The sequence below is a fragment of the Alteromonas nitratireducens genome, from assembly GCF_040812025.1.
Classification (GTDB): Bacteria; Pseudomonadota; Gammaproteobacteria; order Enterobacterales; family Alteromonadaceae; genus Alteromonas; species Alteromonas nitratireducens.
Genome location: NZ_JBFNPK010000005.1, coordinates 19,387 through 40,977, shown reverse-complemented (window position 1 = coordinate 40,977; position 21,591 = coordinate 19,387). Strand labels below are relative to the sequence as shown.

Annotated in this window: 21 protein-coding genes and 1 pseudogene; 6 read left to right on the top strand and 16 right to left on the bottom strand. The window is 53.0% G+C overall.

Translation table 11 applies throughout. The features are described from left to right. Positions 1-221 precede the first annotated feature (221 nt). Together AB1N33_RS06185 and AB1N33_RS06180 are read left to right on the top strand one after the other, a co-directional pair. Complete coding sequence (locus tag AB1N33_RS06185) at positions 222-2,741, top strand: reprolysin-like metallopeptidase (RefSeq protein ID WP_411270673.1); 2,520 nt, start codon at positions 222-224, stop codon at positions 2,739-2,741. A 197-nt stretch (positions 2,742-2,938) separates the two neighbouring features. Next, on the top strand, positions 2,939-3,385 hold the full coding sequence (locus tag AB1N33_RS06180; RefSeq protein WP_411270672.1) for a hypothetical protein: 447 nt from the start codon (positions 2,939-2,941) through the stop codon (positions 3,383-3,385). A gap of 47 nt (positions 3,386-3,432) precedes the next feature. On the opposite strand, the gene AB1N33_RS06175 is transcribed toward AB1N33_RS06180, so the two are convergent. The 13 genes and pseudogenes from AB1N33_RS06175 to prmA form a co-directional block, all read right to left on the bottom strand. Further along, a complete protein-coding gene (locus AB1N33_RS06175) occupies positions 3,433-4,212 on the bottom strand; it encodes a transglutaminase-like domain-containing protein (RefSeq protein ID WP_411270671.1) in 780 nt (259 codons plus the stop codon). Then, a complete protein-coding gene (locus AB1N33_RS06170; RefSeq protein WP_411270670.1) occupies positions 4,209-5,435 on the bottom strand; it encodes a hypothetical protein in 1,227 nt (408 codons plus the stop codon). Before AB1N33_RS06170 ends, AB1N33_RS06175 begins: the two co-directional genes overlap by 4 nt. A gap of 111 nt (positions 5,436-5,546) precedes the next feature. Then, positions 5,547-6,080 (bottom strand): annotated as a pseudogene (locus AB1N33_RS06165) (YceI family protein). A 141-nt stretch (positions 6,081-6,221) separates the two neighbouring features. Then, positions 6,222-7,538, bottom strand: a complete 1,317-nt coding sequence (gene envZ / locus AB1N33_RS06160) for a two-component system sensor histidine kinase EnvZ (protein WP_411270669.1) — start codon at positions 7,536-7,538, stop codon at positions 6,222-6,224. 38 nt (positions 7,539-7,576) lie between these two features. Beyond that, positions 7,577-8,302, bottom strand: a complete 726-nt coding sequence (gene ompR / locus AB1N33_RS06155) for an osmolarity response regulator transcription factor OmpR (protein ID WP_411270668.1) — start codon at positions 8,300-8,302, stop codon at positions 7,577-7,579. A 96-nt stretch (positions 8,303-8,398) separates the two neighbouring features. After that, a complete protein-coding gene (locus AB1N33_RS06150) occupies positions 8,399-9,298 on the bottom strand; it encodes a phosphoribulokinase (protein ID WP_411270667.1) in 900 nt (299 codons plus the stop codon). A gap of 90 nt (positions 9,299-9,388) precedes the next feature. Then, entirely contained in the window at positions 9,389-10,324 is a 936-nt protein-coding gene (locus AB1N33_RS06145) for an ion transporter (protein ID WP_411270666.1), read from the bottom strand. A 151-nt stretch (positions 10,325-10,475) separates the two neighbouring features. Then, positions 10,476-11,768 carry a phosphoribosylamine--glycine ligase gene (gene purD, locus AB1N33_RS06140; protein ID WP_411270665.1) on the bottom strand — a complete coding sequence of 431 codons (1,293 nt, stop codon included), beginning with the start codon at positions 11,766-11,768 and terminating at the stop codon, positions 10,476-10,478. 14 nt (positions 11,769-11,782) lie between these two features. Next, entirely contained in the window at positions 11,783-12,598 is an 816-nt protein-coding gene (locus AB1N33_RS06135) for a class I SAM-dependent methyltransferase (protein ID WP_411270664.1), read from the bottom strand. A 154-nt stretch (positions 12,599-12,752) separates the two neighbouring features. Continuing rightward, positions 12,753-14,351 carry a bifunctional phosphoribosylaminoimidazolecarboxamide formyltransferase/IMP cyclohydrolase gene (gene purH / locus AB1N33_RS06130; protein WP_411270663.1) on the bottom strand — a complete coding sequence of 533 codons (1,599 nt, stop codon included), beginning with the start codon at positions 14,349-14,351 and terminating at the stop codon, positions 12,753-12,755. Positions 14,352-14,428: 77 nt separating this feature from the next. Next, a complete protein-coding gene (gene fis, locus AB1N33_RS06125; RefSeq protein ID WP_012520109.1) occupies positions 14,429-14,722 on the bottom strand; it encodes a DNA-binding transcriptional regulator Fis in 294 nt (97 codons plus the stop codon). Positions 14,723-14,752: 30 nt separating this feature from the next. Beyond that, a complete protein-coding gene (gene dusB / locus AB1N33_RS06120; RefSeq protein WP_411270662.1) occupies positions 14,753-15,751 on the bottom strand; it encodes a tRNA dihydrouridine synthase DusB in 999 nt (332 codons plus the stop codon). Between the two features lie 350 nt (positions 15,752-16,101). Continuing rightward, entirely contained in the window at positions 16,102-16,992 is an 891-nt protein-coding gene (prmA, locus tag AB1N33_RS06115) for a 50S ribosomal protein L11 methyltransferase (protein ID WP_411270661.1), read from the bottom strand. 162 nt (positions 16,993-17,154) lie between these two features. Here prmA and AB1N33_RS06110 point away from each other — a divergent pair, with 162 nt between their 5' ends. From AB1N33_RS06110 to AB1N33_RS06100, 3 genes are all read left to right on the top strand, one after another. After that, positions 17,155-17,940 carry a substrate-binding periplasmic protein gene (locus tag AB1N33_RS06110; RefSeq protein ID WP_411270660.1) on the top strand — a complete coding sequence of 262 codons (786 nt, stop codon included), beginning with the start codon at positions 17,155-17,157 and terminating at the stop codon, positions 17,938-17,940. Positions 17,941-18,076: 136 nt separating this feature from the next. Then, the gene (locus tag AB1N33_RS06105; RefSeq protein ID WP_411270659.1) at positions 18,077-18,841 is read left to right on the top strand and encodes a substrate-binding periplasmic protein; all 765 of its coding nucleotides are present in this window, start codon (positions 18,077-18,079) and stop codon (positions 18,839-18,841) included. 129 nt (positions 18,842-18,970) lie between these two features. Further along, on the top strand, positions 18,971-19,741 hold the full coding sequence (locus AB1N33_RS06100) for a substrate-binding periplasmic protein (RefSeq protein ID WP_411270658.1): 771 nt from the start codon (positions 18,971-18,973) through the stop codon (positions 19,739-19,741). Between the two features lie 134 nt (positions 19,742-19,875). Here the strand turns inward: AB1N33_RS06100 and AB1N33_RS06095 are convergent, their stop codons facing one another. From AB1N33_RS06095 to AB1N33_RS06085, 3 genes are all read right to left on the bottom strand, one after another. After that, positions 19,876-20,169 carry a high-potential iron-sulfur protein gene (locus tag AB1N33_RS06095; RefSeq protein ID WP_411270657.1) on the bottom strand — a complete coding sequence of 98 codons (294 nt, stop codon included), beginning with the start codon at positions 20,167-20,169 and terminating at the stop codon, positions 19,876-19,878. Between the two features lie 164 nt (positions 20,170-20,333). Continuing rightward, positions 20,334-20,987 (bottom strand): flavin reductase family protein, encoded by a 654-nt coding sequence (locus AB1N33_RS06090; RefSeq protein WP_411270656.1) that lies wholly within the window; start codon positions 20,985-20,987, stop codon positions 20,334-20,336. Beyond that, positions 20,980-21,171, bottom strand: a complete 192-nt coding sequence (locus AB1N33_RS06085) for a zinc ribbon domain-containing protein (protein WP_411270655.1) — start codon at positions 21,169-21,171, stop codon at positions 20,980-20,982. Before AB1N33_RS06085 ends, AB1N33_RS06090 begins: the two co-directional genes overlap by 8 nt. A gap of 87 nt (positions 21,172-21,258) precedes the next feature. Here AB1N33_RS06085 and AB1N33_RS06080 point away from each other — a divergent pair, with 87 nt between their 5' ends. Next, on the top strand, positions 21,259-21,549 hold the full coding sequence (locus AB1N33_RS06080; RefSeq protein ID WP_411270654.1) for a hypothetical protein: 291 nt from the start codon (positions 21,259-21,261) through the stop codon (positions 21,547-21,549). The last annotated feature ends 42 nt before the right edge of the window (positions 21,550-21,591 follow it).

The following is a 21,591-nucleotide window of genomic DNA, read 5'->3' as shown; positions in this document are numbered from 1 at the left end:
TCGAGGGGCTGCCTGACAAATGTTTATTACTCAGTTACCTATGCGATATCGCGTTATCGCTATGCCACAATTACGTATTCATTTTTATTCCTGGTGGCCTAATCAGGAAACCAACCTCACCGCCTGTTCTTTATACTCTTTTCACGTTTTCAGGGCAGTGATGTGCCACCTTCGCACTGCAGCCCTTTATGTGTTTTTCGCTGTTTTTTCTGAGGCAGATTATGACATTGTTGACTTCCCGACGCGGCATCGTAGCCGCACTCGTAGCTTCCTCATGGATGAGTGTTACCGCCAACGCATCCGCTGAGCCGTTACCTTTATTCAAGGAAGTCTCTCCGGCATCAGGCACATTGCCGGCGCATGCCAGCGCCAAATACAGTATTAAGGCCAGCCGTCAGGCGCTGCTGGGCAATGAGATTGCTTTTACACTGCCAGGCAGCGATGAGACGCTGGTTGCAGTCAGGACTTACCTCGACCGTCGTACGGCTGGCTCCCACATCTGGGTAGGGCATGTTCAGGGTGATGAGGCCGCCAGTGTTATTATTACGTTTCAGGGCATGCATCTGTCTGGCCTGATCCAGTGGCAGGGTGATACCTACCGCCTGAGCAGTGATCAGTCGGGGCGTCATATTTTGTACCAGGTGGATACCAGCTCATTCCCGTCGGAAGAGCCTGATGGTGAGACGCCGCAGGGTGATGCCGCTGACTCCAGTGGTACGCTGAGCGCAGACACTACCACAGCAGGTGACACGATAAGACAGGATCTGCTGGTGGCGTATACTCAGGGTGCCTGTAACTATGCGGGCAGCTGCGCACAGCTTGAAGCCGACATTGCGACGGCGGTGGCCGATATGAACAACGCGTATGCTGCCAGCGGCATCAATATCACCATGAATCTGGTGGCAACACACCTCACCGATTACACCGGTACCGGCGCCAGCCAGACATTGTCGGCATTGCGCTCAACCACTGACGGCATTATGGACGACATCCATCAGGTACGTGACGAAACCGGCGCAGATATTGTGTCATTGGTTTATGACGGCGAGGGATGCGGAATTGGTTACTTAGGCGCTGGTCCTGCCACCGCGTTCAATGTGACAGATGTGCCGTGTATGGTGGGTAATCGCACCATGGCACACGAAATCGGACACAATCAGGGAGCGCATCATGACCGCCAGACGGTTGGTGGTGGCGTATCAGGCAACTTCAACTACGGGTTCCGCCGTTGTAACGACGGGTCGGTTGACGATAAGGGCTCTCCGTTCTTCCGCACCATAATGTCATACAGTTGTTCAGGTGCAGCCCGGGTAGGCCGGTTCTCGAACCCACAGATTAATTATGCGGGTGTTCCTCAGGGCGTTGATCCTACGACTGATCCTGACTTTGGTGCCTGGAACGCGCGCACCCTGAACGAGTCAGCGTCATTCGTTGCGTCATTCAGAGCCGCGCAGGCTACTGTGCCGCCGTATGCGCCCGGTAACCTGTTTATTGCAGCGGTATCCTACAATACCGTCAGTCTGCAGTGGGATGATAATGCAGACAATGAGAACAGTATGGTGGTGCAGCGTCGTACAGATGCCGGCACCTGGCAGACCATTGCGTCACTGGCTGCCGACACGACGGCGCTTACTGACAACAGTGTACAGGCCGGGACCTACTATGAATACCGCGTCAGCGCCGAAAACAGCATTGGCATGTCTGGCTACTCAAATGTCGCGGGTGTGACCACAGACGCTTTGCCCTCGGAAGTGACTGAGGTTGCCGTTGCCGATAATGCCGTGACCGGTCAGATTGCGGGCAGCTATGTGGCTACCCAGGCAGATGACGGTACGTTCCAGACAATTACCGAAGCCAGTTCGGGCGGGCCTAAACGTTCACGCAAACAGCAGTACGATCATCGCTGGCAGTTTTATGTGACCGGTGGCCCGGGTGGTGTGATCTTCACTGCCAATGCATGGGTGTCTGGCAGTGAAGGAGCTAACTTCAGTTTCTCACTTGACGGTGGGGTAACCTGGACGCCGCTATTCACGGTAAACAGCCGCGCCACTGACAACGTGCAGGCAGCGATGCTGAATGATATCAGCGGTAACGTGCTGGTGCGTGCGACAGACGCTGAGCAGCGTAGTGGTGAGAGTGCCGACAGCCTGTTCGTCGATCATCTGGTAATGACCTCTTCGCTGGTGGTGCCTGCAGCGCCGGACGCTCCGGCTGACCTGAGTGTCGTCAGCGTGACCGCGACCCGAGTGGATCTGGCGTTTACCGACAATGCCAATAACGAAACAGGCTTTGTATTGCGCCGCGCCGCGAGTGCCGGGGTGAGTTGTGACGCAGCCGAAGACATTGAAACCATTCCGGAAGCGGCGGGGCGCTCACAGGTCAATATCGCTGATTTTCAGGCGCCGGCAGGGGAAACCCTTTATTACTGGGTTGTTGCCTTCAACGGCGGCGGCGTGTCAGCCTGCTCTAATCCGGTGGAAATTACCACTGATGCCCAGCCGCTGACCTTAAGTGTTGCTGGCTTCAAAGACAAGGGCATTCAGCATGCTCAGCTGACCTGGTCCGGAATGGCCTCAGCCAGTGTCGATATTTACCGTGATGGTCAGCGTATCGGCACGGTGGGAAATACCGGCAGCTACACCGACAATATTGGCCAGAAAGGCGGCGGCAGCTATGCCTACCAGGTGTGTGAGCAGGGTAGCATGACCGTCTGTTCAGACAGCCAGCGCGTCACCTTCTGATACTCCTCAAGGGGCATATCCTATGCCCCTTTTTTGTCCGCATCGACAACACGTTAAACGTGTTTTGCCACATTCTCATTTCCTGAACTATGCTCAACAGGCGATGACGTCACCGCGATGACCTGAGTCTGCCGTTCGTTGTGTTCGCTACAGCTATAACAACTGACATTTTGACATCAAGAAGGCAGAAAGACGTGATGAAAAAAATACTGATTGCTTTTGTAGCAGCCCTGCTGGCTGCGCCGTTCAGCCAGGCCGTAGAACTGGTCAGCGGTGACAAATCCAACCTCACTGAACTGTGTATCGCGGCCGCACAGTCTGACGAGATGCTCAGGCTGACTGTCCGTCAGTACGGGTTTTCGCAGACGGAGCTGGACTCGTTTACCTGTAACGGCATGACGCTGGAAGAGTTCGCCGACGCCTACCGCAACAATGACAGCGGAAAGCCGGTGATGGTGTATACCTTTGAAGTGGCCGAGGACAGCCGGGAGTCACAACTGTGTGTAGCTGCAGCTACCTCAAACGAAGCCTACATGGAAGCCAAGGAACGGTTATACGATGGAAAGGTGGGCGATATTGCCTGTAATGGCCTGCCCATTGAACGTTTCGCCAAACGTTATGGTAACAAGGGGTTCAGAAAGTAAACGGATATCAGGGTGCCTGCCGGGCACCCTGACGGCTGGCGGTTGGGTTACGGTGCGCTTTTCACGCCGTCCAGTCTGGCCGGCAGCAGCATGTTAAGTGTCATCAGCGACATACCAAATCCGGGACCTTCGTTGTCCAGTGCGCCGGACGGCAAGTAAAAATGTCGGGTGCCCGTCGAGCGATATAATGCACTGTCAGTGATATGCCACTGTCCATCAAATTGCACTTCCGACCAGGCGTGACCAAACGCCAGTACGCCGTCCCCGCTGTCAATAATCACCGTGCCCAGTATTACCCTTGCCGGCAATCCCAGCGCCCGCGCCAGTGCACTGGTCAGCACGGCATATTCCGTGCAGTCACCGCTGCGCTGTGTGGCAATCACGGACGCGATGTTAAAGCCATGAATGTAGCTGGGGTTATCGATATAACTATCGACATAGGCCATCAGTGCGTCCGGTGTCGGCGGGGTATCAGCGGCAGCAGGGAACCCGTCAGTAAACGCCCGGGTAGCAGGCTCATCGGTATCAACCACGAAACTGCTGCGTAAATAGGCAGGTGTCGCTTCACCGGCATAAGCGGCTCGCTCGGGCAGAGTAACATGCAGCGTTTGCTTGTCGGTAACCCGCGCAACTATGTCAGGCCATGCGGTCAGATAACCGGCTGCCTTGCCGGCATCACTAACGATGACGTCCGCTTCGATAACGCTGGCAAGTGGCCGGGTGGCAGTACTGTCAAGTGATACACTGATTTGCGCATAAAAGGGCACGCCTTCGGCACTGACACTGCCTGACAGTGCCAGCATCAGCCATCCGAATAGGGCTCTCATGGCGTGACCGGCGATCCGCGGCGGTGCACCAGCTCCAGTTTAACCTGTAGCCCGCCCATTTCCATTGCCGCATGCTTCATTACGCCCTCAGCGTCTGCGGTATAGTCCATCGACAGCGGGCCGGCATCAAAACGGTATGCGTTTTCTGCCTGCTGTTTGCTTAAGGTCACTGCCATGACGGATGTCGGGTCCGCTTCCGGTACCCACATGGAGTAGGTGGATGACGGGGTGTCTGCATCTGCCAGGCTGGCAGTTGCCAGGTAGCCGCCAAAATCAGACAGTAACCAGCCATCGTGGTCCAGCGTTGCACTGACAGGTTTGTTTTGCAGGCTACCCTGAACCTGCCAGGCGTCATCCTGATAGGTAATCGAAAATTGTGACGAAACGACCCCGTTATCAATGGTGTATTCGTTGGCATTGATCAGCGCGCCGTCCGGTGTGCTCCATGCGCTGACAACAGCGTCTGAACGCGATACTGATGACGCATCCACCGGCACCAGGAACACCGAGTCGGTTTCAATATTCACGTCGCCGTCTTCATCATAGGTGTACGTCTCACGGCTGTAACCGATGGGCGTGCCGTTTAATGTCATTTTATAGACAGGCTCAAAAAAGGCGTTGTCCTGTTCCTGCGCGTTGATCCCCTCAATCAGCGAGGAGAATACCGCCATGAAGCTGTCGCGATAGCCAATTTCGTTGTGCAGACAAATCTGCAGACTGCGGTCGGTACGCGCCGCCAGTCCTTTGAGCGTGCCGGAGACTTTTTCACTGCCTTCGCCCAGCGTATACAGGGTATCCAGCCCAATGTACGGAACGCCGCTGACTACATCGCTGTCGATAGCGAAATTAAACGCGCCGGTCAGGGATTTGTTGTTCAGGTTGGCGGCGCTCTGGAGACTATGCTCCATGATGGCATAGAACGACGTTGCCGTGCCGTCAAATTCGGTAAACACATAACACTCGACCGGAGAACCGGTACCAATGTTCATCTGGTAATACGACATACCGTCACCCTGCTCAAGCAGCGACGCCTTGCCCGGTACCCTGACCGTCAGGCCCAGGCTATCAATGGCCAAATCGGTGCTGGTTTTTATCTCGGTCGTGCGGGCCAGCGCATCGGTAAACCAGCCCGGAAAATCATTCAGTGGCACCAGGTCAACAGCCTGTGCAGTATGCGGGGCCAGCATGGCGCAAAACAGTAAAGTGGCAGATACGGACTTCATAAGATTCATCCCTGAAAAAGGTTGTAGGCACGGTGACTGCGAAAGTGCACGCGTGCGGTTAATTCCGGTGTTCAGAGTACACCGGCCGGTCACGTAAATGCCAGCACAAAGTTATTTGGAAAACTCGGCCTCAATAATGATGGTCACGTCATCACCAATCATTGGCAGATAACGGGTCATACCCCATTCAGAGCGCTTGAGTGTGGTGGTGGCGGAAAACCCCAGAGTCGGTTTGCCGGTGAGTGGCTAACGCGCCATCCCACCATTTAGTGTGACGGTGAGTGTCACTGGCCGTGTCTGTCCAAGCAAGGTTAAGTCGCCGGTCATGCTGGCATGGGTTGCACTGTGCATCTCAATGCGCGTGGAGGCAAATGTGATCTCAGGATATTCATCGGCGTTAAACCAGTCCGCGTCATAGGCCAGCGTAGCGTTAAAGTCGGTCTCCTGCGGGTAGGGGAAGTGGGTTTCCAGTGATGCGGCGCGTATGGTTGCCTGTACCTGACTGGCGCTGAGATCAGCCGGATTAAAAACCAGACTGGCATCGATGTCAGTAAACAGGGCTGTATAGTGAGAGAGGCCAAGATGGGAGACTTTCCAGATCACGCTGGCGTGGGTTTTATCCAGCGTGTAGGTGCCTTCAGGCATGCGGATAACATCGGTTTTGGCAAAGACCCAGCTTACACAGCCGGTCACTGCCAGCAGGCACAGGATCACAAGGTGTCTGGGTATCATCAGTCAGACCTCGTCAGCATTTACCGATTAATAGTCGTAATCGGCCGGAAAAGTTTATTCATGCCTGACAGGCAGCCAGAATTCTGCGATCAGGCCGGCCTGGGGATGGTTGCGCAGCCGTACCTCGCCGTCGTGGCCTTCGATGATACGACGAATAATCGCCAGCCCGAGCCCGGAGCCTGACGTACCGCGCGCCTTATCGACCTGCGCGAAGGGCATAAAGACGTCTTCGAGCTGTTCATCCGGAATGCCGGGACCAAAATCCCGGACTTTGCAGTAGACCCGGTTATCCCTGTGGTCATAAAAGGTTGTAATGACAATCGCATCGGAGCCATAGCGAAAGGCATTCTCTATGAGGTTTTCGATGACCCGTTTTATTGAGATCCGTCGCAAGCTTAAGGTTGGAATGTTACCCAGTTTCAATGAGATATGATGCGCTGCTTCGAGTTGGCGAGCCTGAGTGACGTCTTCTATCAGAGTATTCAGACTGGTTTCTTCATAGCGCTCTTCTTTGTCGTAGCGGGCGTATTCAATGAACTGGTCGATGATGGCATTCATGTCCTCAATGTCATTCACAATCCCGTCTTTTATCCAGTCCTGTTCGTCCGGCAGCATTTCAGTAGCCAGCCTGATGCGGGTCAGTGGCGTACGCAGGTCGTGGGAGATACCCGCGGTCATCAGCGTCCGGTCATGCTCAAGTTGCTTAATGCCCTGGTTCATGCGGTTGAAGGCGCGGGTTACCGCAATCATTTCGCTGCTGCCCTGCTCGGGCAGCGGCGGTGGGAATTTCCCATGGCCGACGTCCAGTGCGGCGCGTTGCAGCGCCTGCAGCGGGCGGGTCATGCGCCGCACAAACAGCCAGCCACCGGCCACGCTGAGAATACCAATGACCATCAGATACATGGTCAGCGGGGAAATATTTGCCTCGTTCAGGCCGGTAATGGGAACGGAAATCCAGGTATCAGGATAGCGACTGAGTGATATCCAGACTAAGTAGGGCGGATCGTTGGCGGCGCCCTGAATGGTGCTGATGCGGACATCGGCGTCCATATCCAGCTGGTTACTGACTTCATTCGACATGAAACCGTAATACGTGGCATCAGTGAGACCGGCGGTCAGCGCATCACTCTGATCCAGCACGCGAATGCCGGTTTTTTCAAAATAGCGGTCACGGGCACTGCGGGTACTGACCAGCAAATCATCGGCAATCACGGTTTTTACCTGCGTGGCGAGCAGGCTGTTAATTTGCTGATAGCTTGGTCGGATAAAGTAGTAGGTGACCGACAGATAGGACACCACCTGATTGATCAGCAACAGGATGCCAATCAGCAGTACCGTCTGCCCGAATGCACTTTTAGGAAGCAGTCGCACGGGCGCTCAGCACCGCGGACGTAATGCTGCAGGAGTCATCAGGCAGTCTTTTCACCGTCAGGCACAAACACGTATCCCAGTCCCCATACCGTCTGAATATAGCGTGGGTTTGCGGGATCTTTCTCCAGCATTCGACGCAGACGGGATACCTGTACGTCAATACTACGTTCAAGGGCGCTGTAATCACGACCCCGCGCCAGGTTCATCAGCTTGTCACGGGACAGCGGTTCACGCGGATGCGTGACCAGTGATTTCAGTACGGCAAACTCGCCGCTCGTCAGGGTCATCGGCTCGCCATTGGCGGTCATTTCGCGGGTAGCAAGATTAAGCGCATAATCACCAAACTCAACAATTTGCGCCTCACGCGACGGTGCGCCGGGCGCTTCGGTGACCTGACGGCGCAAGACTGCTTTAGCGCGGGCCAGTAACTCACGGGGATTAAATGGCTTCGGTAGGTAATCATCTGCGCCCATTTCCAGACCGATAATACGGTCGACTTCGTCACCTTTGGCGGTCAGCATGATAATAGGGATAGGATTGTCAGACTTGCGCATGCGGCGGCAGATTGACAGGCCATCTTCACCCGGCAGCATCAGATCCAGCACCATCAGGTGGAAATTTTCACGTTCCAGCAGACGGTCCATTTGCTCGGCATTGGCTGCCGTACGTACCTGAAAGCCCTGCTCAACGAGGTAGCGCTCTAACAGGCTTCTCAGACGCATGTCGTCGTCGACGACCAGTATTTTGGAGGTTTCCTGACCCATCAGCAAATCCTAATGTTTTTCTTCACTATAACCATAAGTTGCGAATGAAAAAAGTATCGAATTGTTGCCAGGCGGGCCGGAGTGTTACAAATAGTGTCAGTCGCCGACCCAGTCCATCTGGTGTCCGGCGCGGCGTTTCTTCACCAGCAGCTCTTCTATCAATGGCGTCAGAATCAGTTCCATAGCCAGCCCCATTTTGCCGCCGGGTACGACCAGGGTATTGATCCGGGACATGAAAGCGCCATCAATCATCTGCAACAAATAGGGATAGTCGACGTTTTTCATTTCGCGGCGAAAGCGCACCACCACAAAGCTTTCATCCTGAGTCGGAATTTCGCGTGCGCTGAACGGGTTTGAGGTATCGACCGTGGGGACACGCTGGAAGTTAACATGGGTGCGCGAAAACTGCGGCGTGATGTAATGAAAATAGTCATCGAGACCGCGCACAATGCTGCTCATTACGGCTTCCCGCGAGTGACCGCGGTCAGTAGTGTCACGGACGATTTTCTGGATCCATTCGAGGTTAACAATCGGCACCATGCCGACCAGTAAGTCCACGTGCTTGGCCACATCGTTTTCTTCGGTCTTCACGCCGCCGTGCAAACCTTCATAGAACAGCAGGTCGGTATTAGCGGGCAGATCCTGCCACGGGGTAAATGTGCCTGGCATCTGATTAAACGGTACTGCTTCATCAAAGGTATGCAGATACTGTCGGAACTGGCCGGTGCCGGAACTGCCGTATTCGCGAAACAGGCTCTCGAGCAGTTCGAAGTCATTGGCTTTAGGACCAAAGTAACTGATGTGACGTCCCTGCTCCTGGGCCTTGCGTATTTCCACTTCCATTTCAGGGCGGGTAAAACGGTGGAAGCTGTCACCCCCAACCACAGCCGCGTTAATCTTCAGGTTACGGAAGATATGACGAATCGCGTTGGTTGTTGTGGTGGTGCCGGCACCAGACGATCCGGTGATAGCAATGATTGGGTGTTTTACTGACATAGGCTCACTTAGGGACGAGTCGGAGTTTAGTTATAAGCTTCTGAATTCGATTAATCAAGTGGGGGGCCACAGACCTGAACCGGTGAATAGCTAGCTATCGTCCGGCTCACGTGTCTTGTGGTGGTGCTGAAGTAATTTCACGATCAGCTCGGCTTCTTCTTCATCCAGTTCGAGCAGGTCTCTGACGCGCTCCAGGTGATGGGCGTCGTGTTCACTGATTTTGCCATCGGCGATGACCGTTCTGACGGTTTCCTTAAAGCGGTCGCGACGCAGTTGCATCTGTGCGGTGAAGCTGGATGACAAAATACCTGCTGGCAGGGCATACAGCCCCACCCCAAGCAACGTGATCACACCACCAAACACTTTGCCAAGCGCCGTGACCGGCACGACATCCCCATAGCCGACAGTGGTCAGCGTAACCAGCGCCCACCATAATGACGCGGGGATACTGGCAAAGGCCTCTGGCTGTGCCTCATGTTCGAGGTAATAAATCACGGTGGCCGCAACCACCATCATGATAAGCAACACGCTTAAGGCTGCCATCAGCGTGCGTGCTTCGCTGCGGATCACCGCCATCAGCGCCTGCATCGAGCGCGAGTAACGCCCCAGCTTGACCATCCGAATGACCCGGAAAAGCCGCAATACACGAAGATCGATAAAGAAAAAGGCGCTTAAATAAAATGGCAGAATGGCCAGCAGATCGACGATTGCCATTGGGCTGAGTATGTAATCAATCCGCCTGTTCCAGCGCGGCTCGCCGGGGTTATGCGGGTGGGGTGAAAGTGGTGCCACCCAAACTCGTAACAGATATTCAATACTGAACACCGCCACGGAAAACGCGTCAAACAGCGCGAGCTGTGCATGCCACTTGGTATTTACCGAGGGCATGGTCTCGGCCATCATGGCCATGACATTGGTAATGATTAGGGTGACCAGAAAAAGGTCAAACGCCTGTGCCAGCCGATCGCGCTGTTCGCTGTTGCGATTGGGGTTTAACAGCCGGTAGCAGACAGATTGCAATGACATGGCGCTTCCTTTTGATACGGTCATCTGACACACCGAGTATGCGTGACTGTGCAAAAGCTTAACCTGACCTGCGTCAAATTGCGAAGCGAAAGCGGTGAAGAGAAAGAAAACGGTGCGATACGTAACGTGTACCGCACCGGTTGTCAGCGTGTTACCCGGCGTCGCGCTCGCGACTTATTGCGCGGTGAGCGATGTCGGTACGGTAGTAAACGTCTTTGAACTGAATTGCAGACACCAGCTTGTAAGCGTGTTGCTGCGCCTCGGTGACGTTGTTGCCCAGTGCCGTGGCACACAGCACCCGGCCACCACTGGTCACTACCTCGTCGCCGCGAAGTGCTGTGCCAGCGTGGAATACCTTGCCATCCAGCTTGTCAGCCTCGTCCAGTCCGGTGATCGCGTTGCCTTTTTCATAGCTGCCAGGATAACCCCCGGCGGCCAGTACCACACCAACAGCTGCGCGCGGGTCAAACTCAATAGTTGCGCTATCCAGTTTGCCTTCACAGGCGGCCAGACACAGCGCAACCAGATCAGACTGCAGGCGCAGCATAATCGGCTGGGTTTCCGGGTCGCCGAAGCGGCAGTTGTATTCAATCACCTTAGGCGTGCCGTCGGGCATGATCATCAGACCGGCATACAGGAAACCGGTGTACGGCATACCTTCCGACGCCATACCGTCGACGGTCGGACGGATAACCTCATTCATGATGCGCTCGTGAATGTCCGGGGTCACTACCGGAGCCGGCGAATAGGCACCCATACCGCCGGTGTTTGGCCCGGTATCACCGTTGGCCGCACGTTTGTGATCCTGGCTGGTGGCAAAAGGCAGTACGTTCTTGCCGTCAACCATCACGATAAATGAGGCTTCCTCACCATCGAGAAACTCTTCAATGACCACGCGCGAACCGGCGTCGCCAAACGCGTTGCCTGCCAGCATATCGCGCACGGCAGCTTCGGCTTCGGCTTCGGTCATTGCCACAATCACCCCTTTACCAGCGGCCAGCCCGTCAGCTTTTACCACAATCGGGGCACCCTGCGCTTTGATGTACGCCAGTGCCGGCTCAATGTCGGTAAAGGTCTGATAGAACGCAGTAGGTATATTGTGTCGCGCCAGAAAGTCTTTGGTAAATGCTTTTGACCCTTCCAGCTGCGCTGCCGCCTGGCTTGGACCAAAAATGGTCAGGCCGTCAGCCTGGAACGCATCAACAACGCCTGCCACCAGCGGCGCTTCCGGACCGACAATCGTCAGTTCCACCTGATTATCTTTAGCAAAGGCCAGCAGTGCAGTGATGTCGCTGGCGTCGATTGCCACATTTTCAAGTTTCGCTTCGGTGGCTGTGCCGGCATTGCCGGGTGCAACAAACACCGTGGTCACAGAAGGAGATTGCGCGGCTTTGAATGCCAGCGCATGTTCGCGGCCGCCGCCGCCAATGACAAGTACGTTCATTAAAGTTCCTGCTATTACGCTTTTGGTTTTACAAATTTCAGGGTCATGCGGTTGCTTTCACCGATGCCCAGGTATTTCGCCTGATCCTGGTCGCCCAGTGCCAGCGTTGGCGGTAAGGTCCAGACCCCTTTGGGGTGATCGGCAGAATCCATAGGGTTGGCATTGATGTCACTGCTGGCTGCCAGTACAAAACCGGCTTTTTCTGCAGCTGCCATCACCACCGAGCGTTTCATATACCCGCTCGATTTCATGGCATCATCGCTGGCCGACTCGGGCAGTTCGTGTTCAACCACACCCAGTACACCGCCTGGTTTAAGGGCGTCATAAAATGCCTTAAACGCATTATCCAGCCCCTCCAGGCCTGCATTCATGTACCAGTTGTGTACATTTCGGAATGTCAGCACCACGTCGGCGCTGCCGGCGTCAACAATATCCAGCGCCTTGACCGGATGGAAAGTAGCAACAACGACTTCAGAGTACGGTGGATAGGTTTTTACTTTTTCGCTGAATTTCGCCCGTGCATTGCGATAGTAATCCCGGGTTTCATTGTCAACATAAAAATGGGCACCAACATACTTCCCTTCGCCTTTGACGACGGCGGTAAGGATATCAGTATACCAGCCACCACCTGGCCAGATCTCAACCACGGTCATGTCCGGTTCTACGCCAAAAAAGCGCAGCGTTTGCTGCGGGTGACGATATTCGTCACGCAGTTTGGCTTCGGCTGAGCGGTTGTCACTTTTTACAGCATCACTGATCGCATCTGCGCTGGCAGTGAAGGCACTAAGACTCAATACAGAGGCGGTAAAGTAGAGCGCTAACTTTTTCATGTCGTTTTTCCTTGTTATCGATACAGGCAATACATTGCTAATACTGCAGCAGTAAAGCATCAGATTAAGCCTAACCCAGATTATTCACAAGGCGATGAAAAATCCGTCAGATCTTGCTGCCGTTGCGAGGAACGGCAGCAAGGTGTCGTCAGGATCAGTGACGGAAATGACGCATTCCGGTGAAGACCATGGCGATGTCATGTTCATCAGCCGCGGCAATGACCTCGTCATCACGCATGGAGCCGCCCGGCTGGATAACCGCCCGAATGCCTGCTGCGGCGGCTGCATCAATGCCATCGCGGAACGGGAAGAACGCATCCGACGCCATCACAGAGCCAGCCACTTCCAGGCCTTCATCGGCAGCCTTGATGCCCGCAATTTTCGCCGAATAGACACGGCTCATCTGACCGGCACCGACACCTACCGTCATACCGTCTTTGCAGTAGACAATGGCATTGGACTTCACGTATTTGGCGACTTTCCAGCAGAACATCAGATCGCGCAGCTCCTGCTCGGTAGGCTGGCGCTTGGTGACAACTTTGAGGTCGTCCATATCAACCATGCCAAAATCGCGCTCCTGCACCAGCAGACCACCGTTGACACGTTTAAAGTCGTAGCCTTCAGTTAACTGACCATGCCAGTCGCCACAGGCCAGAAGACGGACATTCTTCTTGGTTGCGACAATCTCTTTGGCACGTTCAGACACCGACGGTGCAATGATGACCTCAACGAACTGACGGTCAATAATGGCCTCTGCCGTGGTGGCATCAAGTTCGCGGTTAAATGCGATAATGCCGCCGAACGCTGAAGTCGGGTCAGTTTTAAACGCACGGTCGTAAGCTTCAAGAATGTTCTCGCCAATCGCCACACCACACGGGTTTGCGTGTTTAACGATGACACAGGCGGGCTCGACAAACTCTTTCACGCATTCCAGCGCGGCGTCGGTGTCGGCAATGTTGTTAAACGACAGTTCTTTACCCTGTAACTGCTGTGCAGTAGCGACCGAGGCTTCCTGAATGTGATTTTCGACATAGAACGCGGCGTTCTGATGGCTGTTCTCGCCGTAACGCAGGTCCTGCTTTTTGGTCATCTGAATATTGTAGGTCCGCGGGAACTCGCTGTGCGCGTGGTCACACTCGTCGCCACACTCAGCAGCATCAATGCGCGCACCAAAATAGTTAGCAATCATGCCATCATATTCTGCCGTGTGCTCAAACGCTTTAATGGCAAGATCAAAACGGGTCTGGTAAGTCAGTGAACCGTCGTTGTCGCGCATTTCCGACAGCACGCGATCGTAGTCTGCGGCGTTGACCACAATGGTAACGTCACGGTGGTTTTTGGCGGCAGCACGCACCATGGTCGGTCCGCCAATATCGATGTTCTCAATGGCGTCTTCCAGCGTGCAGTCTTCCCTGGCTACCGTGGCCGCAAACGGATACAGATTAACGGCAACCAGATCGATAGGCGCAATGTGATTGTCTTCCATCACCTGCTCGTCCTGCCCGCGACGACCTAAGATACCCCCGTGAATTTTGGGGTGCAGGGTTTTCACCCGGCCGTCCATGATTTCCGGATGACCAGTATGTTCAGAAACTTCTTTTACCGGCAGGCCGGCTTCGCTAAGGAGTTTTGCGGTGCCGCCGGTCGACAGCAGTTCAACGCCAGCGTCATGAAGCGCTTTGGCGAAGTCAACAATACCGGTTTTGTCTGAAACACTTAAAAGCGCGCGTTTAATGGGTCTGAGAGTTTGCATAGTGTGTACTGTTTAGCTGTGAGTGAAACAAAAAGAGCACCGTCAGGTGCTCTTGTGTGGGCGTAGCCCAATTCGTCTTAGTTCATGCCGTACTGCTTCAACTTTTTGCGCAGTGTGCCACGGTTGATGCCCATCATGATGGCCGCGCGGGTTTGGTTGCCGCGGGTGTAAGTCATAACTTCTTCGAGCAGCGGCGCTTCAACTTCAGCAAGAACCATTTCGTACAGGTTATCGATGTTGGCGTTATCAAGTTGTTTCAGATACTTGTTAACAGCCTGCTTTACTGAATCACGCAGTGGTTTTTGCGCCTGAGTCTGAGAAGGCGTGGTTACTGTTGTTGTAAAAGGTGAAGTCACATTTTGATCGAACATAATACAGTCTTGCTCTTTAGTTAGTCATCACTATGCTGCAGGAGAAATCTGTCGGGTTTCTCGACGATGCAGCGATTGAAAATAGTCGTCTATGGCACCAAGCTGGGCGTCTGCCTGCTCGATGGCATTAAAGACTTTACGAAACTGACGCTCCTTATCATGCTCCGCGAGATACCAGCCCACGTGTTTTCGGGCAATTCTTACACCGGTAACGTCACCGTAAAAAGCATGAACATTGGCAACATGACTTCGTAACACCTCATGTTGCTCGGACAGTGGCGGAGGTGGCAGGTCTTCGCCGGTCTCAAGGAAATGCAGGATTTGCTTAAAAATCCAGGGATTACCCTGAGCACCTCGACCGATCATCACGCCATCAGCGCCGGTGTAATTGAGCACATCTTGTGCTTTTTGTGCAGAAGTGATGTCACCGTTCGCGATCACCGGAATAGAAATTGCCGCTTTGATCTGTCGAATGGTGTCGTACTCTGCTTCTCCCTTGTACATACAGGCACGGGTTCTGCCATGAACTGCCAGTGATTGTATGCCGTTTTGTTCTGCAATCCGGGCAATCTCTACCCCATTGCGATTGTCGGTATTCCAGCCGGTGCGGATTTTCAGTGTTACCGGAACATCCACCGCGTTAACGACGGCTTTCACGATAGACTCCACCAAATCCGGGTATTGAAGCAGTGCAGAGCCTGCCAGCTTCTTATTTACCTTTTTGGCCGGACAGCCCATGTTGATGTCGATAATCTGCGCACCGTTTTCAACATTGAACTGTGCTGCCTGTGCCATCAGTTCTGGGTCGGCACCGGCAATTTGTACGGAACGAATACCGTCTTCCCCGCTGTGATCCATGCGCGCCATCGATTTGGCCGTGTTCCACACCCTGGGATTGCTGGACAGCATTTCGGAAACCACCAGGCCCGCCCCCATACGTCTGCAAAGCTGACGAAAAGGACGATCGGTAACTCCCGCCATCGGCGCAAGCATCAAATTATTGTCAAGCTCGTAGGGGCCAATTCGCATAAATATTCATCAACAACTGAACAGAAAATAGTCACCCGGCTCGAACGGGGCGCTAAGTGTACGCGTTTTCGCTCGCCATGAAAAGGCTAAAAATCGCACAAAATTTACAGGTGGGCCCTTGACAGCGGGCAAAAAGTGATATGTCCGGATTGCAGGCGGAGAGCGGGATTTACCCTTAAAACACGCTCTCCGTTATATGGTCAGCTCTGTGGGCTATTGTCGGTGTGGTTTCTGCGCGACCGGTCTTCCTCCATGCAAATCATGCTGGCAATGCGCGCAACCTGCGATCAACGTGGGACGGTTTCAAGGCTCGACCCCACTCTCAGTTATATGGTCAGCTCTGTGGACGATTATTGCTGTTGTGTTTTTTTGCTACCGCTCACCCGTGCCCATTCGCCATCGATGGCGTGCGGTTCAAGGTCGAAATCGGCCGCGTAGGCGGTTTCAATGGCATTAACCTGCTCGGCTAAAATGCCGGACAGAACCAGTTTGCCGCCGGGCTTGCAGAATCCGGTGATTATTTCGCGCAGCTCCAGTAACGGGCCACTTAAGATATTGGCAATGACCACATCAGCCTGCATGTCGGGCTGATTTTCCGGCAGATAGACCTGCAGTTTGTCTTCAACATGATTGCGGCGTGCGTTTTCTTCGCTGGCCTGCAACGCCTGGGGATCGATATCGATACCCACGACGTTCTTTGCACCCAGTTTGAGGGCGGCAATACCCAGAATGCCTGAGCCACAACCGAAGTCGACGACCGTTTTGCCGGTAAGCTCCAGACTGTCGAGCCAGCACAGACACAGGGCCGTTGTCGGGTGTGTGCCCGTGCCAAAGGCCAGGCCAGGATCGAGCATCACATTGACAGCTGACGGGTCAGGTACCTCACGCCAGCTCGGACAAATCCACAGGCGCTCACCGAAACGCATAGGGTGAAAGTTATCCATCCATTCGCGTTCCCAGTCTTTATCTTCCAGCTGTTCGACCTTATGGTGAACACCGTCGCCGAGGACGCCGATGGCCGTTAACTGCGCCACCACCTGTTGCATATCGTCACTGGCATCAAACAAGCCAATAATTCGGGTGTCAGGCCACAGCATGACTTCACCTGGCTTTGGCTCATACATTGGTGTGTCCTTGGCATCGACAAAGGTCACTGCCTGCGCACCGCAGTCGCTAAGATGTTCGCCGATAACTTCGGCGTTGGAGGATGTTGCATCAATAATCAGTTGAAGCCAGGCCATAAAACATGTGGTTGATAAATTTGCGGGTATAGTACCAATCGTCACGTATGGAAGAAACGTGAAGTTGGTATTGTTGCCATGTCTTTCATTAACTAAAAGTAATATTGAGCTGGTATGTACATCTCTTTATACTGACTTTGACGTTTTTGTAGTGAGGTGGCTTTGCGTATCGTCCTCTTTTTTATCCTGCTGACTTCATGGTTTGCCCACGCAAGGCAAATTGAGGCTGTCGTTGGCTGGGACAAGCCACCGTATGTGATGCAGGACAGAAACTCCGGGTTTGAGGTAGAACTTGTCAGGCAGATCCTGTCCGAGCTGGGGCACGAACTGATACCCGTGTATGTCCCGTTTGGCCGCACAGTCATGATGGTCAACGACCGCCAGGTAGAAATGGGACTGACGATGAGCAAAAGCCATGAAGTCGACCCGTCTATTCTGTCTGATACCTATGTGATATATCAGAACGTCGCTATCTCGCTGCAACAAAGCAACCTCGCGTTAACCAATCTGTCTGACCTGGCCGGGTTAAGGGTGTTGTCTTTTCAGACTGCCTCGGAAGTGCTGGGTGAGGCGTTTCGCAGCGTAGTGCCGCAGATGAGCGGCTATGTGGAAGTGCCCATTCAGGACCGGCAATTACTGATGCTGATGTCCGGCAGTGTTGACGTTGCTATTCTTGACCGGAACATCTTTAACTACATGCAGAGCCATCTGTTACCGTCGGAACGTGAGCCCATCGCCATTCATGAATTATTCGACGTTATTCCCTGCAGTGTGGCGATTCATGATCCGGTACTTCGCCGCCAGTTCAATCAGAAACTCGCCGAATTTATTGCCGACGGCCGGTATCAGGTGTTGCTGGACCAGTTCGGGCTGGTGAACCTGCTTGACCGTCTGCCACAATACCGTGCAACGGTGATCCCGTCTCCATCAGGCAGCACTTACCCATAACGTCACCCGGTAAACACCAAATCGCCGTTACCGCAAGGGTGCAGAAAAGTGGCATGTTAGCCTTTCGTTTAATTGTAGGTATCGTTACCTGCCAGTAAACTGACTGTTGAATAACAATAACTATAAGACAGTAAGTTTGCGTATATTAATCGTGATTTTATTGGTGATGGTCTCGTCTTTTGCCTCTTCCAGAGAAATTGAGGCAGTAGTTGGCTGGGCTAAACCACCCTACATAGTTCAGGATGGGAGCTCAGGCTTCGAAATTGAACTTGTTCGACAGGTGCTCGCCTCGCTTGGGCATGAGCTGGTTCCTGTTTTTGTGCCTTACGGACGCTCAATGAGAATGATGGAAGACCGTAATGCCGAAATGGGTCTGACCATGAATGCATCACAAAATATAGACCTGGCAATACTTAGCGACCCCTACGTGACCTATCAGAATGTTGCGGTGTCGTTAAAGCAGCGCACCCTTCAAATAGAATCTTTGTCTGACCTTAAAGGATTGAGTGTCATTGCTTTTCAGACTGCCAGTCAGGTATTGGGGCCTGAATTTAGCCGTGCTGTCGAGAAAACCAATGGTTACCTTGAAGTCCCTGAGCAATATCGTCAGGTACGCATGCTATTACTCGGAAGCGTGGACGTGGCGGTAATGGATATTAATATCTTTGAACATTTTAAACGCCAGATGCCTTGCGCAAGGCAGGCCCAAACGACAATTCACTTTTTGTTTGATGCAATCCCTTACAGTGCAGCCATTCGTGATCCTGTATTGCGATCGCAGTTCAATGACGTATTAGCGCAATTTAAGGCAGATGGGCGTTATCAGCAATTACTCGACAGGTTTGGTTTAATAAATCAGGTTGAGTTACAACCTGAAAATCGCGGGTTCGCCAGTCTATAACGCGAATTCTGCTAGAGAGTCGAATCGTTTTATAACCTACAGACCAGCTAAGACTCATGTCGATATCAGGCACGTTTGCCATTCACTGTTTATACTTGAACCCAGTCGGTGGTAAACAACGAGTGTTAAGTGAGATTAGTTCTTCTGTGTCTTACTCTCTGCTGCAGTCAGGTAAGCGCGAAAGTGATTCGCGCCGCGGTAGGTTGGGACAGACCGCCTTACGTTATTGAAAAAAGCGAAAGTGGCTTTGAAATAGAGCTTACAAGGCAAATACTGGCTGAGGACGGTCACGAATTTCAGCCCGTCTTTACGCTGATTGGCAAAGCATCTGAGATGCTGCTATCCGGCAACATCGACATGGTACTGACCATAGACATAAAACATAGAGTAGACCCTGAACTACTCACTGAACCGTATGTCGTTTATCAGAATGTGGCGGTAACATTGCGTCAGAGGGCAATTAGATTATCCCGCGTTAACGAGTTGCGACTGCACTCTGTCATTGCGTTCAAAGATGCCAGTAACCTATTGGGAACAGAGTTTGCCGACACCGTAAAACCGTCGAAAAAATACCTTGAAGCGGCTATAACCGAGCGGCAAATAAAGTTACTGATGGTTGGCAGTGTCGATGTCGTCGTTATGGACAGACATATTCTCGCGTTCCTTGTCAAAAAGTTACCGTTAAGATTGCAGCGAGAACTTTCGATTCACCCATTGTTTGACGTGATGCCATACCGGGCAGCAATCATCGATCCCGAAATAAGGGCGCAATTTGACAACACACTGAATGTGTTTATGCGTAATGGACGCTATCAGCGTCTGCTGGATGAATTCGGGCTGGTTAATCTGCTTGATAAACTGCCGGTACGTGACGGTCAGTTCGCCGATTCAGACCAGTAACCAGCGGTCTTTTTGCGCCGTGTAGCGACACGGCCCGGACCATTTTTGATACCGCATAAACAAAAACGCCGGGCGATGCATGCAAAAAATGCAACACCGCACGGCGTTCATATCACTCTGTGTATTGAGTCAGGTTACCCTGGTTTCTTCACCCAGGCGCTACACCAGCCGTTTGCGTTAATCAGCTTGCCAGGGAAAATCGCGCACGGGCGCATGTCTTTACCTTCTTCACCCTGAACATACATGCAATTTGCACACTGAGAACCTTCTACAGTGGATGACGGCGTGTAGTTCAGCGCTTTGGCGGTAGGATCGTCAGCACTCAACGGCTCCTGGGCGTTAGCACGAAGTGCGGTACCACCAAGCGTAATTCCAATTAGTGCCGATCCTGACAATTTCAGGAATCCGCGACGATCGACAGATTTCATAATTTGCTCCCGGTTAAACAGAATTGAGAATGATTCTTTTTTATCCAACCTATAAAACGCAAAAACCTGCCGGCGGCAGGTTTTTATATCGTTATATACTTATACTCGCATTTCTAGGATCTGGCAAAATACTTTTTATTTCATTGATTAAGATTAATTTTGTTTCATTCTGGCGGTGTTTTTTCCCGAACCGGTTCATCGGGTTTTGCATACGCATACTGGGCAATGCGCTGCGTGCGGTGGTAACTGTCCAGTCCGGAAATACAGGCGATGTCCAGCTGCTCCAGATCCAGATAACCATCCCCGGCAATCGCCGCGCGATTAACGTGGACTTGACGGATGCGCCCTATCACCAGTTCCGTTTTATTACACAGGGTTAGGTGCTCTGCCACTTCAAGTCCAATATTCAGCGGGCTCTCGGCAACAAACGGCGCGGCGAAATCTGCCGAATACCAGGCTGTCAGCCCGGTTGCGGTAAACTCGCTGGTGTTCTGTGGGTAGCGCGCCGACGTCTGATGCGCCTTGCCGGTAATGTCTGCGGCAATCTGATTGAGGGTGTACATCTTACGGTCTTTGATGTTCTGCAGTGAGTGCCTCTCGACGGTATGTGGGCGCATGATCATGCCAAGCAGGGGTGGGTTTGCGCCAATGTGAACCACTGAGCTGACAACAGCCAGGTTGTCGGTGGTGCCATCGGTTGTGCCAAGCAGCGCCGCCGCTTTAAAACCAGACAGACTGTTAATGAAATTGGCACGATAGCGCTGCGCCATAGCGTCAATGTCTGACGCCGTAAAAGCGGTTTTCTGTGACTCAGTCATTTTCTCTCCGTGCATCAATGACAAGATCCGAACCATCCTGAAATACGTTTAGTTCAATGGGCTGGCAGCAAATCTGGCAGTCCAGGATCTGAACCTGTCCAATGTCATTGGCTTCGTCGATTTCGACGTCGTTGTACGCCATACAGTAAGGGCACTCGAACGACATAGGCCGGGTAAGGCTCATGATACTAACTCCACAATGCATTTTTACTGTCGCTAAATACGCTGTTACGGCAAACGTGGATTGATTTTCGGTTAACGAGGAGTGTGAATGGTACAGCGGGTGGATATTTGTCCCTGCTGCAGGCGAAAGGCCAGGCTGACTTTTCATCATCTGATCCCCAAACAGATGCACCGGCGGCGTTTCTTCAGGAAAACGCTGACCCGTGATGAGCGAAATGAAGGTATTGCCATTTGCCGTCAGTGTCACGACGGTATTCACCGGTTTTATTCGCCGATGGAACTGGCAAAATCGCTCAATACCCTGGAGAAGCTGCTGGCCGACGAGCAACTGGCGGGCTATTTTCACTGGGTGTCAAAACAGCGAATACGGCTTGATTAACGCCCGCTTCCGTTATTACACTGTCTATAATTACAGTATTTT